Annotated in this window: 17 protein-coding genes; 7 read left to right on the top strand and 10 right to left on the bottom strand. The window is 42.7% G+C overall.

Features of this window, described 5'->3' with window-relative positions:
* Positions 1-233 precede the first annotated feature (233 nt).
* Genes ppx through FTV27_RS07255 form a run of 5 tightly spaced genes read left to right on the top strand, consistent with a single transcriptional unit; the run spans position 234 to position 5343 of the window.
* The gene (ppx, locus tag FTV27_RS07275) at positions 234-1754 is read left to right on the top strand and encodes an exopolyphosphatase (protein ID WP_078192628.1); all 1521 of its coding nucleotides are present in this window, start codon (positions 234-236) and stop codon (positions 1752-1754) included.
* Between the two features lie 33 nt (positions 1755-1787).
* Positions 1788-2612: an acetyl-CoA carboxylase carboxyltransferase subunit alpha gene (locus FTV27_RS07270; RefSeq protein ID WP_078189570.1), complete on the top strand. Its 825-nt coding sequence runs from the start codon at positions 1788-1790 to the stop codon at positions 2610-2612.
* Positions 2549-3925: a tRNA lysidine(34) synthetase TilS gene (gene tilS, locus FTV27_RS07265; protein ID WP_180077772.1), complete on the top strand. Its 1377-nt coding sequence runs from the start codon at positions 2549-2551 to the stop codon at positions 3923-3925. Before FTV27_RS07270 ends, tilS begins: the two co-directional genes overlap by 64 nt.
* Positions 3922-4752, top strand: a complete 831-nt coding sequence (gene proC, locus FTV27_RS07260; protein ID WP_078192626.1) for a pyrroline-5-carboxylate reductase — start codon at positions 3922-3924, stop codon at positions 4750-4752. The genes tilS and proC overlap by 4 nt, the downstream gene beginning before the upstream one ends.
* A 27-nt stretch (positions 4753-4779) precedes the next feature.
* Complete coding sequence (locus tag FTV27_RS07255) at positions 4780-5343, top strand: YggT family protein (protein WP_078189567.1); 564 nt, start codon at positions 4780-4782, stop codon at positions 5341-5343.
* A gap of 171 nt (positions 5344-5514) precedes the next feature.
* On the opposite strand, the gene polA is transcribed toward FTV27_RS07255, so the two are convergent.
* Positions 5515-8280: a DNA polymerase I gene (gene polA / locus FTV27_RS07250; protein ID WP_180077770.1), complete on the bottom strand. Its 2766-nt coding sequence runs from the start codon at positions 8278-8280 to the stop codon at positions 5515-5517.
* A 163-nt stretch (positions 8281-8443) separates the two neighbouring features.
* On the opposite strand from polA, the gene FTV27_RS07245 reads away from it, so the two are divergent.
* Positions 8444-11230 (top strand): DUF2339 domain-containing protein, encoded by a 2787-nt coding sequence (locus FTV27_RS07245; protein ID WP_180077943.1) that lies wholly within the window; start codon positions 8444-8446, stop codon positions 11228-11230.
* Between the two features lie 127 nt (positions 11231-11357).
* On the opposite strand, the gene FTV27_RS07240 is transcribed toward FTV27_RS07245, so the two are convergent.
* Entirely contained in the window at positions 11358-12281 is a 924-nt protein-coding gene (locus tag FTV27_RS07240; RefSeq protein ID WP_180024385.1) for a mechanosensitive ion channel family protein, read from the bottom strand.
* Positions 12282-12290: 9 nt separating this feature from the next.
* Positions 12291-13112, bottom strand: coding sequence for a hypothetical protein (locus FTV27_RS07235; RefSeq protein ID WP_078192622.1), 822 nt, complete (start codon positions 13110-13112; stop codon positions 12291-12293).
* Positions 13113-13212: 100 nt separating this feature from the next.
* Here FTV27_RS07235 and gspE point away from each other — a divergent pair, with 100 nt between their 5' ends.
* A complete protein-coding gene (gene gspE / locus FTV27_RS07230; protein ID WP_180077768.1) occupies positions 13213-14700 on the top strand; it encodes a type II secretion system ATPase GspE in 1488 nt (495 codons plus the stop codon).
* 56 nt (positions 14701-14756) lie between these two features.
* Here the strand turns inward: gspE and FTV27_RS07225 are convergent, their stop codons facing one another.
* The 7 genes from FTV27_RS07225 to FTV27_RS07195 all read right to left on the bottom strand — a co-directional run bounded on the left by FTV27_RS07225 (position 14757) and on the right by FTV27_RS07195 (position 19907).
* Positions 14757-15107, bottom strand: a complete 351-nt coding sequence (locus FTV27_RS07225) for a hypothetical protein (RefSeq protein WP_180007244.1) — start codon at positions 15105-15107, stop codon at positions 14757-14759.
* 172 nt (positions 15108-15279) lie between these two features.
* Positions 15280-15672, bottom strand: coding sequence for a DUF4951 domain-containing protein (locus tag FTV27_RS07220; RefSeq protein ID WP_180077766.1), 393 nt, complete (start codon positions 15670-15672; stop codon positions 15280-15282).
* 202 nt (positions 15673-15874) lie between these two features.
* Entirely contained in the window at positions 15875-16300 is a 426-nt protein-coding gene (locus tag FTV27_RS07215) for an organic hydroperoxide resistance protein (protein ID WP_111884709.1), read from the bottom strand.
* Between the two features lie 95 nt (positions 16301-16395).
* Complete coding sequence (locus FTV27_RS07210) at positions 16396-17220, bottom strand: carbon-nitrogen hydrolase family protein (protein ID WP_180077764.1); 825 nt, start codon at positions 17218-17220, stop codon at positions 16396-16398.
* Positions 17221-17252: 32 nt separating this feature from the next.
* On the bottom strand, positions 17253-17771 hold the full coding sequence (gene gigB, locus FTV27_RS07205) for an anti-anti-sigma factor GigB (protein WP_078189558.1): 519 nt from the start codon (positions 17769-17771) through the stop codon (positions 17253-17255).
* A 112-nt stretch (positions 17772-17883) separates the two neighbouring features.
* The gene (gene gigA, locus FTV27_RS07200) at positions 17884-18852 is read right to left on the bottom strand and encodes an RsbU family protein phosphatase GigA (protein ID WP_078192616.1); all 969 of its coding nucleotides are present in this window, start codon (positions 18850-18852) and stop codon (positions 17884-17886) included.
* A 98-nt stretch (positions 18853-18950) separates the two neighbouring features.
* Entirely contained in the window at positions 18951-19907 is a 957-nt protein-coding gene (locus tag FTV27_RS07195; protein ID WP_180077762.1) for a VacJ family lipoprotein, read from the bottom strand.
* Positions 19908-20313 lie beyond the last annotated feature (406 nt).

The following is a 20313-nucleotide window of genomic DNA, read 5'->3' as shown; positions in this document are numbered from 1 at the left end:
TCTATGTTTATAAGTATTACATAGCCAACTATAACAATGTAGGGGGTTATGTAAATTTTCGACCTGAATGGCGAGTTTGTCTAATGGATGATCACGATGCCGATGATCGTGTATGACTATCATTGCTTCAGATAAAAAATCGATAAGTTCCGGCCGAACTACTCATAAATGGCTTTTAAATTACATGTATGTGAATTAATCTAAGCACAATTCTGAACAGGTTTTTTTGAATAATGTCTGATTTTTTGATTGATGAAGAATTACTTGCTGCTATCGATATGGGATCGAACAGCTTCCACTTGGCTATCGCACGCGTAGACCATGGTGAAGTGAAAAAAGTTGCATCAATGTCAGAAAAAGTACAGCTTGCCGCAGGTCTAGACGAAAATAAAAATTTGACTGAAGCCGCACAGCAACGAGGATTAGCCTGCCTAGCACGTTTTGTGGGGCGTTTAAATCCTGTACAAGCTAACCGTTTACGTATTGTGGCGACAAATGCCTTGCGTCAAGCAAAAAATGGTCATGAATTTATTCAAAAAGCCGCTGAAATTTTACCAAAACCAATTGAAATCATTGCTGGTCGTGAAGAAGCCCGTCTCATTTATTTGGGGGTTTCACATACCATGGCAAATAGTGGTCGCCGCCTTGTGATTGATATCGGTGGGGGTTCAACAGAGTTGATTATTGGTGAAGAGTTTGAACCGATTCATACAGAATCTGTGCAAATGGGCTGTGTCGCTTTTACCAAAGCGTTTTTTGCTGATGGTGAAATTAACCTGAAAAGTTTTGATAAAGCGGTAAATGCTGCTCGCAAGGAAATCGCAGGCATTGCCAACACTTATAAAGCTGCGGGCTGGGATACTGTTGTCGGTTCAAGTGGCACGATCAAAGCGTGTCGTCAGATTTGTGTCAATATGGGCTGGAGCAACGATCAGGAAGAACTGACACGTGACGGTTTATTTAAACTCAAAGATAAATTGCTTAAATATAAGCATGTCAATGAAATGGAATTTGATGGTCTAAAAGAAGACCGTCGAGCAGTTTTGCCAGCCGGCATTGCCATTTTGTATGCAGTCTTTGATGTGCTGAATATCGATAAATTGGTTTATTCTGATGGCGCGTTACGTGAAGGCGTGATGTACGACCTATTGGGACGTTTCCAACATGAAGATGTTCGTGACCGTTCTGTACATGCGTTGATGGGGCGCTACAACGCAGATATGAAACAAGCTGAACGTGTGGTAAATACCGCTCAACAACTGTTTAATGGTGTGGCGACCGCACTGAATTTGACCAGTGATGACAGTGATTTACTGCGTCGTGCAGCGTATTTGCATGAAATTGGCTTAGCGATCAGTCATAGTGGTTACCATCGTCATGGTGCTTATTTACTGCAACATTCGGATATTCCGGGTTTCTCACAAATTGATCAAAACCATTTGTCGCATTTAGTGGCGCATCATCGTCGTAAGTTACGTAGTGACGCGCGCATTGATGTGATGAAAGTCGGTGGTAACAAACTTGTTTACTTATGTCTATTGCTTCGTTTAGCAGTTTTATTAAATCATAGTCGCAGCGATGAGATGCTTCCTGCCATTGAATTAAGCGTGGACAATGCGCAACAATGGCAACTTAGTGTTTCTGGTGATGCCAAACAGTGGCCTTTGTTGGTTGCAGACTTGCATGATGAGCAGGTGCAATTTAAGCATTGGGATATTGAACTGAATATCCAGTCGGAACAATTTATCAATTAACAGACCAGTTAAGTTAGGGATAATGATCGACCTATGAAAAATAAAGCAGCTCAATCTAAAGCCTGGACTACGGTTCAGATCGCACGTCATCCTGAACGTCCGCAGTTTTTGGATTATGTTGGCGAAATTTTTACAGAGTTCGATGCTTTGCACGGTGACCGCCTATTTGGTGATGACGGAGCGATGATTGGTGGTTTGGCTCGTTTAGATGGTCAGCCTGTGATGATCGTAGGTCAGCACCGTGGTCGTAGTACACGTGAAAAATTACAGCATAATTTTGGTATGAGTAACCCCGAAGGTTACCGTAAAGCACAGCGTTTATTGGATATGGCCGAGCGTTTTAATCTGCCAGTCTTTACCTTTATTGATACCATGGGTGCGTACCCAGGTGTGGGTGCAGAAGAGCGTGGTCAGGCCGAAGCGATTGCAACTAGCTTAGCTCAGCTTTCTTCACTTAAAGTGCCTGTAGTGGCAACGGTATTGGGTGAAGGTGGTTCGGGTGGTGCGCTCGGTATCGGCGTAGCTGACCGTGTGATTATGTTATCTCACAGTATTTATTCAGTGATTTCACCGGAAGGCTGTGCATCTATTTTGTGGAAAACTGCAGAAAAAGCAGAGCAAGCAAGTGAAGCATTGGCATTGACGGCAGATAAATTGCAGAAGATGGGCATTGTGGAATACGTGGTGGACGAAGCGGAGGGCGCACATTTAAACCCTGAAAAAGTCATGCAGGATTTGAAAGTGGTCTTGAAGCAAGCTCTAGAAGAACTGCAACCAATGGATGCAAACGAACGATGCGAAGCGCGTTATCAGCGTTTAATGAAGTTTGGCAGCGACAATTTAGGGCTGACTGCTTAAGTCAAATTCAGGCGCTGCCTGAACAAAGCCGATTTTTAATAGGATGTAGTGGTGGCATGGATTCCATGTTGCTGCTGCATCTTATGTCGTTTTTGTGCCCTGAAAAAATGCGGGTAATTTATATTGATCACCAACTACAAGCGTGTAGTCACGCTTGGGGTGAGTTTGTACGTGCTCAGTGTGCAGCGCTAAATCTTCCATTCATTATACAAAAAGTTCAGGTTGCGCAAGGTAACCTTGAAAACCAAGCCCGCTCAGCCCGCTATCAAGCCTTTGCCCAACATTTACAAGCAGATGAAATATTGCTACTTGCGCATCATCAGCAAGATCAAGCCGAGACACTGATATTGCGGCTACTTTCAGGTGCCGGTGTCCATGGCCTTGCTGCCATGAAAAAATTCGATGTACGTGAAGATTTTACATTATGGCGTCCGCTATTAGATCTTTCACGTGAGCAAATTTGCCAATGGGCAGCACAGCTGCATGTGCAAAATATTCAAGACCTCACCAATTTTGATACCGACTATGACCGTGCGTGGAGTCGTGAAATTTTGTGGCCACTACTCAGTGAGCGATTTCCTAAAATGCAGCAAGCTCTGAGCCGAACCAGTTACTTGATGCAAGATGCTGATGAAATTTTATATGAGGTGTTGCAGCAAGATTTAGCGGCCTGTGGTTCATCGCAAATGTTATCTTTGGCTGCTTTACAACAGCTCAGTCAGGCACGTCAGCGTCAGTTGTTATCGCACTGGATGAAAGGTGAGGGGCAATATCGTCCAAGTTTTGAAATGGTACAGCGTTTATTTTCAGAAGTGATTGGCTCACGCGAAGACTCGCAAGCGGCATTACACTGGAATGGATTTTATTATCTGCGCTTTCAACAGCAACTTCATCGGATTGCCAAAGCGGAGTATCTGCCAACTGAACCCATTCAAGAGGTTGAGGTTGTAACTTGTGTTGCAGGTCAGTGCCTCAAGTTGCCTGCAGGACATTTCGTGATTCAACCCTCAGAGGTTGGCTTATCACCTGAATTATTGGGGCAGCAACTGCAGATACGCCCACGCCTTGGCGGCGAAAAAATTCATTTATATGGTCGTGTCGGAAGTTGGCCTTTGAAAAAAGCCATTCAGCAGGCGCAAATTTTTCCATGGCAGCGTCATACTATTCAAATATTAAGCCGAGATAATGTTATGCTAGGCGTCTTTACGCCTCAGGGCTTTTGGTTGGCGCAGTCTGAATTTTGTACTCAAGCTGGCTGGCAACCGACATTATCTCTTAACGCTAAATCTGCAATATCGGATCTTCAATCATGAGCGCAATTCTAAATTGTAATATCAGTTTCATTGGTGGCGGCAACATGGCACAGGCTTTAATTGGTGGCCTGATTGCACGTGGTGTCCCGACTACACGTATTACAGTTTCAGATCCCGTAGAAAAAGTACGTGAGCTTTTGGCTGAAAAAGATTTGCATGTGACCGATGATAATGTTGCAGCAATTCGAGAAGCTGACATTGTTCTTTTTGCCGTTAAACCTCAGGTGTTAGCAAAAGTTTTGGCACCATTACAAGGGTTGCTAGAAGGGAAGTTAGTGATTTCAATTGTTGCAGGTGCAGAAATTGCAACGATTTCAAAATTATTAGGCACAGAGCGTATTGTTCGTGTCATGCCAAATACACCGGCTTTAGTTCAAACCGGTGCGCATGGCTTATATGCAGGTGAAGCGGTTTCAGCTGAAGATCGTGATCTTGCAAGTCAAGTTTTGGCTTCAACGGGTTTAACACTTTGGGTAAACTCAGAAGCGCAAATTGATGCGGTAACAGCAGTTTCTGGCTCAGGTCCTGCATACTTTTTCTATATGATGGAAAGTATGATCCGTGCAGGTAAAAACATGGGCTTGGATGAAAAGGTAGCTACAGCGCTAACCTTGCAAACTGCATTGGGCGCTGCACAAATGGCGATTACCAGTGCCAACAGTCCTGCGGAGTTGCGTAAAAATGTAACCTCTCCAAACGGTACCACACAAGCTGCGATTGAAGTATTTGATCATGCTCAAATTTCACAAAATATTCAGGCCGCTTTAGCCGCAGCGCAAAAGCGTAGCCAAGAGTTGGCACAAGAGTTAAGCGAAAGCACCAAATAATTCGATTTGATTTAGGAAAGTTCAAGTATGGGCTCTGCTCAAATTTTTGGAATCATTATTAACGTTGCAATTTTGCTCGTATTTTTCCGTTTTTTAATGCAGCTTGCTGCCGTGAGTCCATATAACCCTGTGGTTTTGGCAACAGCAAAAGCAACAAAAATTGTCGATATCTTTAGCCGAATTTTCCCTACTTTGGCCAAAGGTCGAGTGAATACCGCAGCATTGGTGTTGGTGGTGATTCTGTATTTGTTAAAAATGTTTGGTTTGATGTATTTGTCTGGCGTGGCGGTGAATAGTCCATTCCATCTGATTATTATGACCTTTGTGACCATGATTCAGGATTTAATCCGTTTCTGTCGTTACTTAATTTTTGCATCGATTATTTTGAGTTGGGTCGTGATGTTTAGTCAGTCACGTTCGCCTTATATTGAAGTGGTTCAAGAATTGGCAGAACCGCTACTTGCGCCATTCCGCCGTATTCTTCCAAATATGGGGATGATTGACTTGTCACCAATTTTTGCGATTTTGGCATTGTTGGTTGCGGAAACCATTATGAAGCAAGTCGCAATTGCATTATTGACTGGTCTTTAATCTGAGCTAAGACGAGTTAAATTAAAAAGGACGCCTCGGCGTCCTTTTTTGTGGATTTAATATGTGGTGTAAAACAAGATATTTCTACTAACTAAGAAACATCTCACCTCCATCCCAACCTTCCTCCTATAAGGAGAAAGGTGTGAATGAACGTGAATTAACGTGAATGAATTAGTGTGCTTCGTCCCAGTTATTGCCTTGACCCACTTCCACAATCAGTGGAACGGAAATTTTCAACACAGATTGCATCACTTCAGTCAGTTGGGCAGACAGTTCATCGGCAATTGCAGCATCAACTTCAAACACCAATTCATCGTGTACTTGCAGTAACATTTTGGCTTGATCTTTCGGTAAGATTTTATCGACTGCAATCATGGCTAGTTTAATGATATCCGCCGCAGAACCTTGTAGCGGCGCATTAATCGCTGCACGTTCAGCGCCTTGTTTCACCATTTTGTTGCTCGCCATAATGTCTGGTGTATACAGACGACGACCTAAAATGGTTTCCACAAAACCTTGTTCACGTGCAACTTGGCGAGTACGTTCCATATATTCCAAAACACCAGGGTAACGTTGGAAGTATTTACCAATATAGTTACGCGACTCTTCACGAGTGAAACCTAATTGACGGGTCAAACCAAATTCAGACATGCCATAGAGCAGACCGAAGTTCACCGCTTTTGCTTGACGACGTTGGTTGCTGGTCACTTCGTCGAGTGGAATACCCAAAACTTCTGCCGCAGTACGTTTATGTACATCTTGCCCATGATTGAAGGCATCGACCAATGCATGATCTTGCGAGAAATGCGCCATTAAACGTAATTCGATTTGCGAATAATCGGCTGCCAATAAAATGCGACCTTCAGGTGCAATAAAGGCTTTACGGATTTGACGTCCAATATCTTCACGGACAGGAATGTTTTGCAAGTTTGGATCTGTGGATGACAAACGACCTGTAGCCGTTAACGCTTGGTGGTAACTGGTATGCACACGATGTGTGTCATTATTCACTTGCTTTAACAAACCGTCGGTATAGGTGCTTTTCAGTTTAGAGAGACCACGATATTCCAAAATTAAATCAGTAATCGGATGATCGATTTTTTCTAACACACTTTCACTGGTGCTGTACTGACCAGTAGAGGTCTTTTTGCCACCTTTTAAACCTAATTTATCAAACAGAATTTCACCCACTTGTTTTGGCGAGCTGACATTGAAGCTTTGACCCGCAAGATCGGTAATTTCGGTTTCTAAATTTTGAATGGTATTGGCAAATTCCACACCAAGTTGGTCGAGGAAGTTCATATCTAGCTCAATACCGTTTTCTTCCATAGAGGTTAGAACACGGGCAACAGGCATTTCAATATCGTGCAAAATATTGATCAGCTCCGGGTGAGCTTGTAACTTCTTATCGAGTACTTCATATAGACGATAGGTCACATGGGCATCTTCTGCGGCATAATGAGCTGCAGTTTCAAGCTCAATTTGGTTAAAGGTCTTTTGTTTTGCACCTTTGCCAGCCACTTGTTCGAACGTCGTTGTGAGATGACTTAAATACAAACGTGCGACGTCATCCATCCCATGACGTGTAGCCACAGAGTTAAGGACATAAGAGGCCAACATGGTATCGAAATACCAACCTGCCAAATGAATGCCATGATTTTCTAAGACATGTGCATCATATTTGAGATGATGACCAATTTTTTGTACGTCATTATCTTCAAGTAAAGGTTTGAGTTGATTCAGGATCGTGTCACGATCAAGTTGTTGCGGCGCACCTTCATAATCATGCGCAAGCGGCACGTAATAGGCATCATGTGCATCTAAAGCCACCGAGAAACCTACAATCTGCGCCACGCGGTAGTCAAGGCTAGTGGTTTCGGTATCAAAGGCAAAACGCTTTTCAGTGCTTAGACGCTTGAATAACACATCCCAATCTTCTTGAGTCAATACCGTGTGATAACGTGCTTCACCAAGTAAGTCATCAACACTGGTTTTGTCCGCTTGATCTTCAACTTCAGGTGCATTGGCTACAGTCGCCGTGGTGTTAATGGCTTTGGCTGCTTGTTTGTAGGTTGCGCCATTGGGGTTGTTCGGATGATCTAAAGACTGCAGTTGGTTACGGAATTCTAGTTCCGTATATAAATCACGAAGTGCTGGAATATTTGGATCGGCAAGTTTCAAATCTTCGTATTTAAGACCCATGTCGAGGTCACAAACAATACTCGCCAGTTGGTGATCAAGAGCAATCCCTTCGACATTGTCTTTAATGTTTTGACCGACTTTACCTTTAATACTGTCGACATTTTCTAAAATGCCGCCAATCGAGCCGTACTCGGTTAAAAGTTTCGCTGCCGTTTTTGCGCCAACACCGGGTACACCACGGATACCATCAGAGGCATCGCCCATCAGCGTGAGGTAGTCAATGATTTGATTCGGCCACACCCCAAATTTTTCAAAAACGCCTTGAACGTCCATAGGTTTGTCTTTGAAGCTGTCTTCTAAAGTGACACGCTCAGTAACGAGCTGCGCCATGTCTTTGTCACCGGTGGAGATCAAAACTTGATGACCGGCTGCTTCAGCGCGTTTGGCTAAAGTTCCGATAATGTCATCGGCTTCAGCACCCGGCAACATATGCAGCGGAATCCCTAGAGCACGAATTAATGCATGAAGATATGGAATTTGTTGTGATAATTCTTCCGGCATCGCAGGACGGTCACCTTTATAGATCGGGGACAATTCATGACGGAAGGTTGGTTCAGGTGTATCGAAAATAACGGCCATGTGCGTCGGTTGGATACGACGCATTAATTTTTGGATGGCAGAAATGGCACCTCGGATTGCATTGGTATGCAAACCGGTTGAAGTGGTTAATGGTGGCAGTGCATGGTAGGCACGAAATAAAAAGTATGAGCCATCGACCAAGACAAATGGTGGCATTGATAATTTCCTAATCCTAAAAACGGTTTTATTGTACGTGATTTTTTGCCCGCACGCAGAGTCTAGATTGTATATGTAACTTACCGAATCACTGATGAATAGTTTTAATCCATCGGTCAGGCTCATGTATCATCAAAACATTCAGGAAAATGACGAAGCAGGTATGCTGAAACAGAATAATGAAATCAAGATGATTTGGTTGATGACGCTGATCTTGGTAGGGATCGGGGCATGGTACTTAGATGTCCGAATCCTGAGTTATATCAGTGGCATCGGTTTTATGCTCAGTGTGATGAATTATGTCGATGATTTACAGCACGGCGCTGATGCACTGAGTTCATCAAAACAACCATTTCAAGTGACATCAAAGGTTCCGTTATATATTGCATCGTTATTAACGGTCGTTGGACTGTTAACAGAATTGGGATACTTGGTTGCGATCGGGATTGGCCTGTGGGTCTATTTTTTTCTGCGTTGGCTGAAACGATTAGAACGTCAGCTGCATCTATTGCAAGGACGTGCGCTTCAGTCGCAATCGATTCATGCAGCTACTTCAATATCAGCGTCGACAATAGACCGTCCTGAAAATTTTGATTCTGACGATACACCATCTGTACATCCCGCGACGGAAATTGGTAAAGCTAGACATCAGACACCATTCAATTCATCGTCTACTGATACACCATCCAAGTCTGCGCCAAATCTTTCTAGTCAGATTCAGCAATGGCTTTTTCAAGGCAATCCTGTGTTAAAAGTGGCGGTGTTGGTCTTGGTGATTGGCGTGGTGCTCTTACTTAGATTTGCCACAGAGCATTGGCAACTAAGCTTGGCCATGAAACTGCTGATCGTGAGTTTGAGCAGTGCAGGTGTTGTCGGACTGGGTTTTTTGCTGCAAACCAAAAACCGCAGTTTTGCCTTGGCGCTTGAAGGTCTAGGTCTTGCAGCGCTGTTTTTGACTTTATTTTTTGCCTATTACAATGCCGTGATTCCGGGCTTTGGCATAGCTTGTCTACTGTATGCTGCACTTATGGCATTGACGATTTGGCTCAGTCTGAAACAACAGTCGGTAGAACTGGCAATTATGGCAATGCTGATCGCCTATCTTGCGCCATTTACCTTACCTGTTCGAGATGCAACAGCAACGGAATTCATCGCCTATTATCTTGTTATTAATATTGCTGTTGCGGTCATGAGTACATTAAGACCGTGGAAATATCTAAATCAAATCGCTTTTTTGATGACGGTGATTATGGGTGGTGGATATGCTTTTTACCACGGATACACCACCGAACGTCAGATGATGAGCGTGCTGGTTTTAGCCCACGCTGCGATTTTTATCTGGCTAGGTTTTCGTTTTAGCCAGTTATTGGCGAAACAGGATCTTGCGCATTTTCAGCTTAAACCTGCCTTGGATATTGCACTGATTTTTGCTGCACCAGTGCTTGCTTATCTGGCATTGTATTTGATGTATTTTGAGGAAACGGTATGGCAGGCGGGGTATAGCTTGCTATTCGCGGCGCTTTTTGCCGCGCTGTATAGCATCAGTAAACGTAGTGCTGTGATCCCACTGATTGCACAAAGTTATTTGAGTTTGACCTTAATTTTCTTGGCATTGATTCCACCTATAGTATTGAAAGAGCAGTGGAGTGTGGTTGGTTGGGCAGTTGAAGGTGCGTTGATATTTATATATGCCCTATACAAGCAGTCCAATATCAGCCGTTATTTAGGCATGGCGCTCTTGGTAATGGCGGGTTGTTCAAGTCTGTACTATTTGGTTCAACTGCCACATTTCCCTGCACAGATGTATTGGGGCGTGTGTTTGAGCTATTTGGCGGCCATTATCGTGACGCACGCGGTTCCTGCATTTCATAAACAGCTTTCAAGTTCGAGTATTGCCTTTCAATGTGTGCAAATGCTCTCAGCAACTACTATGTTCACCATGTTGCTCTTAGATTGGCTGCAGACTAGCCATCAATTGGCGTTGAGTCTATTGATTGTTAGTGTGGCCTATCTGGTGGTGAATGAAGGCTTGTTAAAACGAAAAGCTTCGTGGAGTTGGTCCATCATTAAATGGACCGGTCTAGTGCCTGTTTATGTGATGGGGCTGTACCAAGTCATTTCAGTGAGTGAGAACGGTCAGTTAATTTGGCATTCAACGATGGAGCAGATTTATTTTGCATTCGCTGGGCTGAGCTTGACGTTGCTTTGGCTACGACCATTACTCGGTGTGCGTGAAGAGAAAGAATGGGTCAGTCTCGGAATTTTGAGCAGCTTGGCGTGGACCAGTCTGACGCTGATTCCCAGTATGCCGTATATCAGTGTGGTAATTTTGCCGCTGATATTTTGTGCATGGTGTTATTGGCAAGCGCAGCAACCGGTCTGGAAAATGTTTTGGCAAGCGCGTAGCAGTTTGTTTTTGGCTTTGAGTTGGATCATTAGTTCGCAATTATTTAGTCAGCAGGCCTTTGTGGGATATATCTTGCCCATATTAAATCCTTTTGATGCTGTGAGTTTGCTGTTGTTAGCGGCTTTTTTATGGATGTTGAATCAACAGTTAAAAGCCGGTTTAGATCGTAGCTTGGCTGCCGTGTTGAGTGTTCTAGGGCTACTTTGGTTAAGTAGTTATGTTGTGCTTCGTGCCTTACATATGTATCTGGATACACCTTATAACAGTTTAGACATTTGGAGCGATGCGACCGTTCAACTAAGTTTTACCGTGCTGTGGGTGTTATTGGCTTTGGTGAGTATGCGCTTTGCTACTCAGCGCCAATTACGTTCAGTTTGGCTACTCGGTGGCAGTATTTTGGTCTTGGTCACTTTGAAATTGGTCTTGCTGGATTTATCTCATGTCGGCACTCTCATGCGAGTGATTTCCTTCATGGCCGCAGGTTTTGCCATGCTTTTAATTGCTTATATTGCGCCCATGCCGAATGACAAGATTGAACCATGATGAAGTTCTTAAAGGTACGAGATCACGAACCCGCATAGGTCGATTCGATGGCTATAAAAAGTGGATGATAAAAAAGCCCTGCACATTTAAAGATATGCAGGGCTTTTCATATCAAGTCTATAAACTATTATTTGAGTTGAGGCTCTCGTTGAATCTCTTGTGCATTGGCATATTGATCGACGTCGGCATCGCTTGCTTGCGTAGAAAGCGGGTGGTCAACAAAACCCATTTTCGGTACAGGAATTTCAATTTTATTTTCGACAAAAGCATTTCGAATCCGTTCCTGCATTTCATCACGGACTTTCAGGAAATTCTCTCTTTGACACCAAATAGCAAAAAGCAGCTCAATGGAAGATTCACGAAAGGCAGTGACGGTCACGGCAGGTTTAGGATCGGCCAAGACCAATGGATATTTACTAACGGCATCTAATAAAACTTCACGGACTTTGATGATGTCTTCATGAAAGTTAATTGCAAGGGTAATTGGAATTCGCCGTATTGGAAACTTAGACAGGTTATGTACAGGTGCCCGAATCAGTTGTTCATTCGGCAAACGGACATAGACATTGTCCTGCGTGAGTAATTTGACCGACAGTAAATCAATCGAGATTACTTCACCTTCAATGGTATGCCCGCGAATCAGTGTCAATTGAATGGTATCACCAACCTCAAAAGACCCTTCACCGATCAAGAACATCCCGCTGATCAGGTTGGATGCGGACGTTTGCGAGGCAAAACCCAGTGCGACCGTTAAAATACCCGCTGCACCCAAGAACACGCTGAGTTTAAAGCCGGCTTCTTTTAAACTTGCCATCACAAAGATTAAAAAGATGAAATAGAAAATCCCGCGACGCCAAACCAACTGCTGATGAGCATTGAAACGCATACCCACAGTACGAATAAAGGTATTCGAGATAAAACGTGCAATCAGAAAGCCGATGACTGCCAGTAAAACAGCCACCAATAATTCTGTCAGCCGATCAGTATTGAGATTGGCGACCATTCCTTTTAGGCTGCTGGTAATTTCTGTCGAAATATTTAAATCTGCCATGGCTCGCCCTTAGAAAAATGAATCAAACATATTGAACAGCACATTGGCTGACTCGCGTGGCGGATGCAGATAAATCACGTCACCTGCTTGTGGCGGTGTACGGTTTTCAATTTTGACCCGCGGCGGTTTGTCATGACCTTCATGCACGACTCGAATTTGTGAAGTCCATAAACGTCCTGTACTTTCACTATAAAATAATGGCAAAGCCGGTACAGGGACATTCATACGGTCAAAACGAATCTGTTGATTACTCACGTTATGAAACTCAATAGGGGTTACTGCACGAAAAGCACGAGGTTTGAGTTGTTTAAGTTCTGTACGACCATCAACTGCTGTGGCATAGCAAATTTCACCCATTCGATGGTTCGGACCAAACCAGGTATCTTTTGGTAGAATCACAGGTATATCAAACAAAGGTTCTCTAAGACCTTCGACAAAACCAGCAATCCAAAGCGGTGTGCTGATATATAGCGTTCCGCGCTGTCCAGCTGGAATATAAATCGGATCGACTGGTTTAATCACCACAGACCGATCTGCCAAACGTGGCATGATTTGAATTTTGTCATGTGTTTGGCGGAACATATAGCGTTCCATTTTAATGGGCTGTGGAAAACCAAATTCAGGGTCTTGTATCGGATGCCATTGTTGCTCATAGTCAAACTGAAAGGTTGGGCGATGGTATTCCATACGCCACTCTTGCATGCCGCGCGTCACACGGAACAATAAAGACCCAAACTGCCAACTGCGCGGGTGATTCAGTTCAAATTGATATTCCCCCCACCATTTACGTTTTGGGGATTCCTTTTCAGTCAAATCATTTTCTAATGGCAATGCGTATATCCCTTGTCCTGATAAATCCTAAAAACAGACTTCACGCTGTCAGATGCTTAGAGTACACTCAAAACAACTTTTTTCATCATTATAATGCGTGATGCAAGTACTTAAACAATTACAAATACCATATAGTTTTGCCAAACGTCATGGCGTATTGCTTCGATATGAGGGTGATCAAGCTTTTATTGTACGTCGTGACAGCACGCCACTGTTGGCTTTACAAGAAGCACGTCGCTTTTTAGGGTATCCTGCACAATATCAATTATGTAGTGAGCAAGAGTTTAATCAATTACTCAGTGCAAGCTTTGCCGGAGACACCGGTGAGTCTCAACAAGTGGCAGCGGGTCTGGAAGATCATCCTGATTTACTCAGCCTTGCAGACTCTGTGCCAGAAGCTGAAGATCTGATGGATCAGGAAGACGATGCACCGATTGTACGCTTAATCAATGCCTTATTGTCTGAAGCAATTCGTGTTGGAGCCTCCGATATTCATATCGAATCTTTTGAAAAAAAGCTGTCTGTCCGCTTACGTGTCGATGGTCAGTTACGTGAAATTGTGCAGCCACGTCGTGAACTAGCACCACTGTTGGTGTCACGGATCAAAGTCATGGCCAAACTCGATATTGCAGAAAAGCGAATTCCACAAGATGGTCGTATTTCACTACGTTTGGCGGGCCGTGAAGTTGATGTTCGTGTATCGACCTTACCATCTTCGTATGGTGAACGTGTAGTGATGCGTTTACTCGATAAACAAGCTGGGCGTTTAAACATGACCCATTTGGGCTTGATGCAGCATGACTATGATCGATTGAAACAACTGGTACATCGTCCGCATGGTATTATTTTGGTTACGGGACCAACGGGTTCGGGTAAAACTACAACCTTATATGCGGCATTGTCTGATCTAAATGATGGTTCAAAAAATATTTTGACCGCTGAAGATCCAATTGAGTATCAACTTGAAGGGATCGGGCAGACGCAGGTCAATACCAAAGTGGATATGACCTTTGCTCGTGCATTAAAAGCCATGCTTCGCCAAGATCCAGATGTGGTGATGGTCGGGGAGATTCGTGATTTAGAAACTGCTGAAATTGCAGTACAAGCGTCATTAACAGGCCACTTGGTACTTTCCACGCTGCATACCAATACAGCAATCGGTGCTGTGACCCGTCTTAAAGACATGGGGATTGAACCCTTTCTACTTTCAAGCTCTCTGATCGGTGTGGTGGCGCAGCGTTTGGTTCGAACCTTGTGCCGTCACTGTGCGACTTGGCATGATGCCGATGATTTTGAAAAAGACTTATTTAAGCATCTCGATGCATCGGCCGAATTAAAATTGCCACAACCTAAAGGCTGTGAACAATGCTCGCATACTGGATTTACAGGGCGTACCGCAATTTATGAAATCGTCCCGATTGATGAGCAAACACGTCGCCTCATCCATGGTAATGCTGCTGAGTTTGAGTTAGAAAATCATGTACGTGCAAATGCGGGTTCAATTCGTGATGATGGATTGCGTAAAGTTTTGGCAGGTAAAACCACCATTGAAGAAGTGCTCAGAGTGACGAATGAAGCGGCTGAATAGTCAGTGTAAAATATAAATAAAGCCCCGAAGCCTGTGCAAGGACTCGGGGCTTTGCTTTAGTTAATCTTTTCAAAATGAATAACAGCATCGTATGCTTTATCTGTCAGAGTGAGGTGAGTTGCATCACTGAGTTTCATTTCAATGCTATTGCTCTCTTTATATTTCAAAACATCATTATTAACTTCGGCCATACCGGATGAAGCACTAGAAGTGCGCTCAGTATTATTTTTATCGAGCCAAAATTCGTCTTTAATTTGGTAGTCATCGCCTTGTTTGCTAATGGAAAGTTTGCGTAGGCTCTCCGTGTCAGGTGTTTGTTTCCATTCCCCTGAAAAATCAGGCGCAGGTGTTTGGCTACATGCGGCTAAGGCCAAGCTTAGAAAAAGCATCGAAAAGTATGTTTTCATTGTGAAGTCCTGAAAATGATTTTAATTTTTTATGGATATGTAGTTAATTATAGTTTGAATATTAAACATTTTTTAAATTTTATTCATTATTCTTTCTATCGAATGTCTCATAATTTTTTATTTTAATTTGAACAAAAACAGCCCAAAAAATATGGGCTGTACGGTCTTTCACTTACCACAAACTGACAACTTTCTTCATCAATTCAGCACGAATGGGCGCGGTTGGGTTACCTGCATTGCGCTGCGTTTCATTTTCATAAAACTTTTGCCAAGTTTGAACCATCTCTAAAGTGACATCTTGAGTTTTAAGCTTTTCAACGTCGGCTTTACTGATATTGGCTAAGCGCGCTGCTGCACCTTCTGGGCCTGTACCCCAACCAATGATGCCTTGACCATAAGCAGGTAAAGACATGTTGTTCGGTGTTGGTGGTAGCGCAAGACGTTGAATTTCTGGATTGACCAAGGATTTAATGTGAGGACGGACTTTTTCAGACAGGGTTAATTCAGCAAAACTCAGTGTGGATGCGCTGATTAGTAATGTACTGATAAGGAGAGGTTTAAGCATCATAGATCAACAAATGAATGTAAATAAGAATCGTTATATATTTTAGCAAGGTTTTGGCAGCTGAATAAGAATATTTAAATGTATTGGAAATGGGTAAGATTTTATTTTGAGCTCAGCTGTAGATGTGTAGAGGTCAAAAAACTCAAAGCACTATTTTATAAGGAATTAAAACAGTGCTTTGTTTAGATAGGTACAAATGGGTTTAAGTCAAAACATTTAAAGTGACATTAATATTGTTTCGGGTCGCATTTGAATAGGGGCACACAATATGCGCGGCATCGACCAATTTCTGCGCCTCGCTTGCATCCATACCCTCAAGATGAATATTAAGCGTCACTTCGATACCAAATCCTGTTGGAATAGGGCCGATACCAACATCACCCTCGACGTAGGCAGCAGGGGTAATCGAAATTTTATCTCGGTTAGACACAAATTTCATTGCACCTAAAAAACAGGCTGAATAACCAGCGGCGAAGAGTTGTTCAGGATTCGTACCATTACCTGTACCCCCCATAATTTTCGGCACAGCCAATTGAACATCTAAATGACCATCGGATGTCGTTGCACGACCATCACGACCACCAGTGGCTTTTGCATGGGCTGTATAAACTGCTTTTTCTAAAGTCATTTTTCTAATCCCTCAGATGATGGTTCAAAATCATATCGTGGGGGATTTTGTTTAAATAATATTCAGTTTTTTTGTAATTTTATACAGAGTGAAAATCAATATTGAACCAAAACACGGTGCTGCATCAGTGGCATTGATGCACGAATCTGCTGCTGTTCGTCTAAGTCAAAAGGAACTGTGAGTAGTTGAGCGCCTTCTTCTGCGGTGATTGCTAAAATTTGACCACGGCTGTTGCTTGCTCCAGCATGCCCCCAAGTTTGACGCTTTTCACCATGCCAACCTTGTTGTGCGGCACCCAGTACAGCACATTGGCTATCCATGGCACGAGCTTGCAGTAAGAGCTGCCAGTGCATTTCACCCGTGGTGTATGTAAAAGCTGCAGGCGCCGTTAAAATGTTTGCACCTTGGCTACTAAGTTTCAAAGCCAGTTCAGGAAAGCGCAAGTCGTAGCACACCATCATGCCAATATTGCCAAAAGGTGTTGTTGCAATTACGGTTTCAGTACCAGGTTCAAAGAATTTTGATTCTTGATAGCCACCGACAGCGTCACCAACTTGCACATCAAATAAATGAATTTTGTCATAACGTGCTTCGGTACGTTCAGGGCTGATACACAGGCTGACAGTACGGACACGGCCATCTTGAATGATTGAACCATCTGGACGATAAGGGCATGGGAGTGTGCCCGCAACAATCCAAAGTTGATAACGATGTGCGAGTTGTTCTAGTCGCTGCTGAATACTTTCAAATTGCGCCGCGGTTTCGCGTTGTTTACCTGCAGCAAAGCAGACAAAATTTTCAGGAAATACAATGAGACTCGCACCTTGAGCCTGACTTTGCTGCATCGATGATTCGATCACTTTGAAGTTATCTTCAATGTCATTTTGAGAATTCATTTGTGCAACGGAAAGTAAAGTCATGCGAAGAGGGTCTCTGCTGTGATTAACCTAAATTAGACATTTTGCTGCTTGGGTTGCTCTAGATTGTCCTGCTCTTTTTGCAGTTGTTTGACCAAAGGCTCAAACATATTTTGGTTGCTATCATTCAGTTTCATCAGCGTTTTGTGTGCATCTAAAACCGTATTCAGCATATTGCTATGGGTAATGTGTTCTTCCATAAGTGCGCGAGTGCATACACTTGGATCACCACAATAATTCAAAATAACAAACACTTGACCTAAACCCATGCTATTGGCAAGCGTTGTGATATCAGAGTTTGTAGACAACATTACTGCTTGGATATGGTGAACTTGTTTGAGCTTCAAACCCAGTTTCGCCAAAATGCCAAGAACAGTACTATCGATAAATGTCGTTTGGGTTAAATCAACGATTGCACCGACGACATTTTGTTGCTGTTCAATTTTGTTTAATAACTTGTCTAGACTAATACAAGATTGAGCACGCACTTCGCCAATAAGCTTAAAAATATGCGTTCCGTTCAAGCTTGCATATTCAACATGACCTGTTGACATATAAATGCCATTTGCAGAGAAGGATAGTAAATTATCCCATAGGGGCACAGCTTACTCAAGTAGCCGAGTATGATCAGAAAGTCTTATTCGGTTTAAGTAGTTGATTTCGTGACTAATTGATTCGACGTAAACTTAGGATGGCAATATCGTCGGCAACATGGTCTGGTGCTTGAAATGATTGATTTTGCAAGTGATAAACCAATTGACCTAGCTGTTCATTCAATCCACCATCAAAAGGTTCAAGTGCGCCATCCGAGCAAATTACAAAGCGCGAATAACGATTTAAGGTAAATTCAAACTCTTCAACTTCTAGGTCTTCAGTTAATCCAAGTGGAAAGCTACTGGTATTTAAAATTCGTGCGGGAAGACCGGGTTCAAATAAAATGGCCGGCGGATAATGGCCTGCACTAGACCATTTCAAGACATGCGTATCGAGATTGAGTATCCCCGCAATCATGGTAATGTGCTTTTCAATATTTTCTTGGACCAACATGCCATTGAGTTTTTTGATCAACTCTCTTGGGGTTTTTGAACGACCGTGGAAAGCAGCCATCCATGAGGTTAGTAAACTACTCGTCACCCCATGACCAGATACATCTGCGAGATAAAACATGATTTCTTTATCACTGATTTTCCAGTAATCGTACCAATCACCGGATAAATAGGCTGAAGGCTGGAAGAATGTTTCAATTTTATAGTTGTGGAGTTCAATCGGGTTGGGCAGTAAACGTTTTTGCAAATCTGCAGCAGAAGGGAGATCACGGCTGTCTTGATTGCGTTTGTATTGCGCATCAATTTTAGTGAGTGCCACCTGAAGGTTGGTTGGAATATGGTCCCACACCCATCCTGCTAAAGCGCCTTGTTGCCACGCTTGAGCCAATGCAGCGCCCTCATGCTCAAAAGCGAGCACAATGGTAGGAAGTGTCCATTGGTGATTTAAAAAGTCGGCAACATCAGCAATTGCAATGATTGTTGGATCATACAAGTCTAGATCTTCAATGTTAATCATTTGTACGCTAGGAAGCGCATCAAGTACCTGATCTAAATATGGAATATCACGAGTAGGTTGAATGAAATACATAAAGAATTAGATGAATCCTTCGATAGACAATAAGTGTACTATAGCAAGCTAATGATGGCTGGAGGGAAAAACCACACCAGCCAATTGAAAAATTTTATTTATTCAGTTAATACCGTGTCGGTATCATCTGAAATGCTATCATCAATGAAATCGGTAGAATCATCAGATGAAACGTCTGTTGAATTATCTTCAGATTCATCAATATCGTCATCTTCTTCATCAATAAATAGGTTTTCTTCAGCAATACCTTTTTTCTCAGCAATAGAATAGTTCAGGCGTTGTAAATAGATGTCGCGAATTTGAGCATATTTATCGCCTTGCAATACACCTTCAATATCCAGTAATTGAGCGCGAGTATCAATTCCACGTAAAGTTTGCTCAGACCAATATGCCACATCATGACCATCAAGCATATATTTCTGTGGACGTCCTTGACTATCTACAGCTAGACCGACGGTTTGGCGCAATGTGCTTGGACCAAGCACTGGTAAAACAATATAAGGACCAGAAGGAATACCGTAATAACCTAAAGTCGCGCCAAAGTTTTCATCTTCGGTTTCTAGACCTAGACGGCTTGCAGGGTCAGCAAAGCCTAAAGTTGTCAGTGTATTAACAGTAAAACGCCCCAGACTTTTTGCGGCACGTGTCGGTCTACCTTGGATGAGTTGGTTAAATGCATTCCAAGGTTCGCCCAAATTTTTACGGAATAAACGATACGATTCACGTATATCCTTAGGGGTTTTTGCTACATATTGCACAGCAACAGGGCGGGCAATATGGACATCTAAATAATCATTAAATGCGTAAACTTTCCGGTTGATCGGTTGGAAAGGGTCTTTATCTTCTTCTGATTGTGCTGCATTGGCATTTACAGATAATTTTTTTGCAACTTCAGATGACTTGACCATCGCAGCATGCGCAAGTTGTTGTGTTTTTGATTTATTGGCAGCTTCTGAGTCTTGAGCAACAGGTGCTGAAGCCTCGTCATTTGCAAATACAGGTGTTGTTACGACAAGTGACAATAATCCTGCATATAAAAAAGAAGTTTGGCGCATATATAGTCCTGACGCTTTTAGCGCGGCAAAATGTTTGCCGTATAATAAGTAAAAACGTTCAAATAATCTTGATTTATTACTATTAAACCAAATTTGATCAAAATATGAATGAAAAAATGTAATTTGAGCGAAAAATGTGCGCTCGAAATAATTATTTTAAAAAAAGTGTTGCGTTGGATCAGAAATGCTGTAGAATGCACATCCATCGGCGGTGATGAAGATTAAAACTTCTGATAAAACAATGACTTGGTTGAATTGATTAAGTTGGGTTTTATTTGATAAGTTTAAAAATAATTTGAATTACCAGTTGACTCTTTAGAAATAAAGAGTAATATAGCCGACCTAGCTTGCTGGTGACGAACCAACAAGAAGATCATTAAGAGATTATGAAGAACAACTTGTGTGG

The organism is Acinetobacter sp. YH12251 (genome assembly GCF_013417465.1).
Classification (GTDB): Bacteria; Pseudomonadota; Gammaproteobacteria; order Pseudomonadales; family Moraxellaceae; genus Acinetobacter; species Acinetobacter amyesii.
Note: the sequence above shows the minus strand (reverse complement) of the source record. Positions and strands in the feature narration are given on the sequence as shown.

Excerpts from the sequence above, each read along its gene's own strand:
- ppx (WP_078192628.1), top strand. The coding sequence starts at position 234 with ATGTCTGATTTTTTGATTGATGAAGAATTACTTGCTGCTATCGATATG.
- FTV27_RS07270 (WP_078189570.1), top strand. The coding sequence starts at position 1,788 with ATGAAAAATAAAGCAGCTCAATCTAAAGCCTGGACTACGGTTCAGATC.
- tilS (WP_180077772.1), top strand. The coding sequence starts at position 2,549 with ATGCGAAGCGCGTTATCAGCGTTTAATGAAGTTTGGCAGCGACAATTT.
- proC (WP_078192626.1), top strand. The coding sequence starts at position 3,922 with ATGAGCGCAATTCTAAATTGTAATATCAGTTTCATTGGTGGCGGCAAC.
- FTV27_RS07255 (WP_078189567.1), top strand. The coding sequence starts at position 4,780 with ATGGGCTCTGCTCAAATTTTTGGAATCATTATTAACGTTGCAATTTTG.
- polA (WP_180077770.1), bottom strand. The coding sequence starts at position 8,280 with ATGCCACCATTTGTCTTGGTCGATGGCTCATACTTTTTATTTCGTGCC.
- FTV27_RS07245 (WP_180077943.1), top strand. The coding sequence starts at position 8,444 with ATGCTGAAACAGAATAATGAAATCAAGATGATTTGGTTGATGACGCTG.
- FTV27_RS07240 (WP_180024385.1), bottom strand. The coding sequence starts at position 12,281 with ATGGCAGATTTAAATATTTCGACAGAAATTACCAGCAGCCTAAAAGGA.
- gspE (WP_180077768.1), top strand. The coding sequence starts at position 13,213 with ATGCAAGTACTTAAACAATTACAAATACCATATAGTTTTGCCAAACGT.
- FTV27_RS07225 (WP_180007244.1), bottom strand. The coding sequence starts at position 15,107 with ATGAAAACATACTTTTCGATGCTTTTTCTAAGCTTGGCCTTAGCCGCA.
- FTV27_RS07220 (WP_180077766.1), bottom strand. The coding sequence starts at position 15,672 with ATGCTTAAACCTCTCCTTATCAGTACATTACTAATCAGCGCATCCACA.
- FTV27_RS07215 (WP_111884709.1), bottom strand. The coding sequence starts at position 16,300 with ATGACTTTAGAAAAAGCAGTTTATACAGCCCATGCAAAAGCCACTGGT.
- FTV27_RS07210 (WP_180077764.1), bottom strand. The coding sequence starts at position 17,220 with ATGACTTTACTTTCCGTTGCACAAATGAATTCTCAAAATGACATTGAA.
- gigB (WP_078189558.1), bottom strand. The coding sequence starts at position 17,771 with ATGTCAACAGGTCATGTTGAATATGCAAGCTTGAACGGAACGCATATT.
- gigA (WP_078192616.1), bottom strand. The coding sequence starts at position 18,852 with ATGTATTTCATTCAACCTACTCGTGATATTCCATATTTAGATCAGGTA.
- FTV27_RS07195 (WP_180077762.1), bottom strand. The coding sequence starts at position 19,907 with ATGCGCCAAACTTCTTTTTTATATGCAGGATTATTGTCACTTGTCGTA.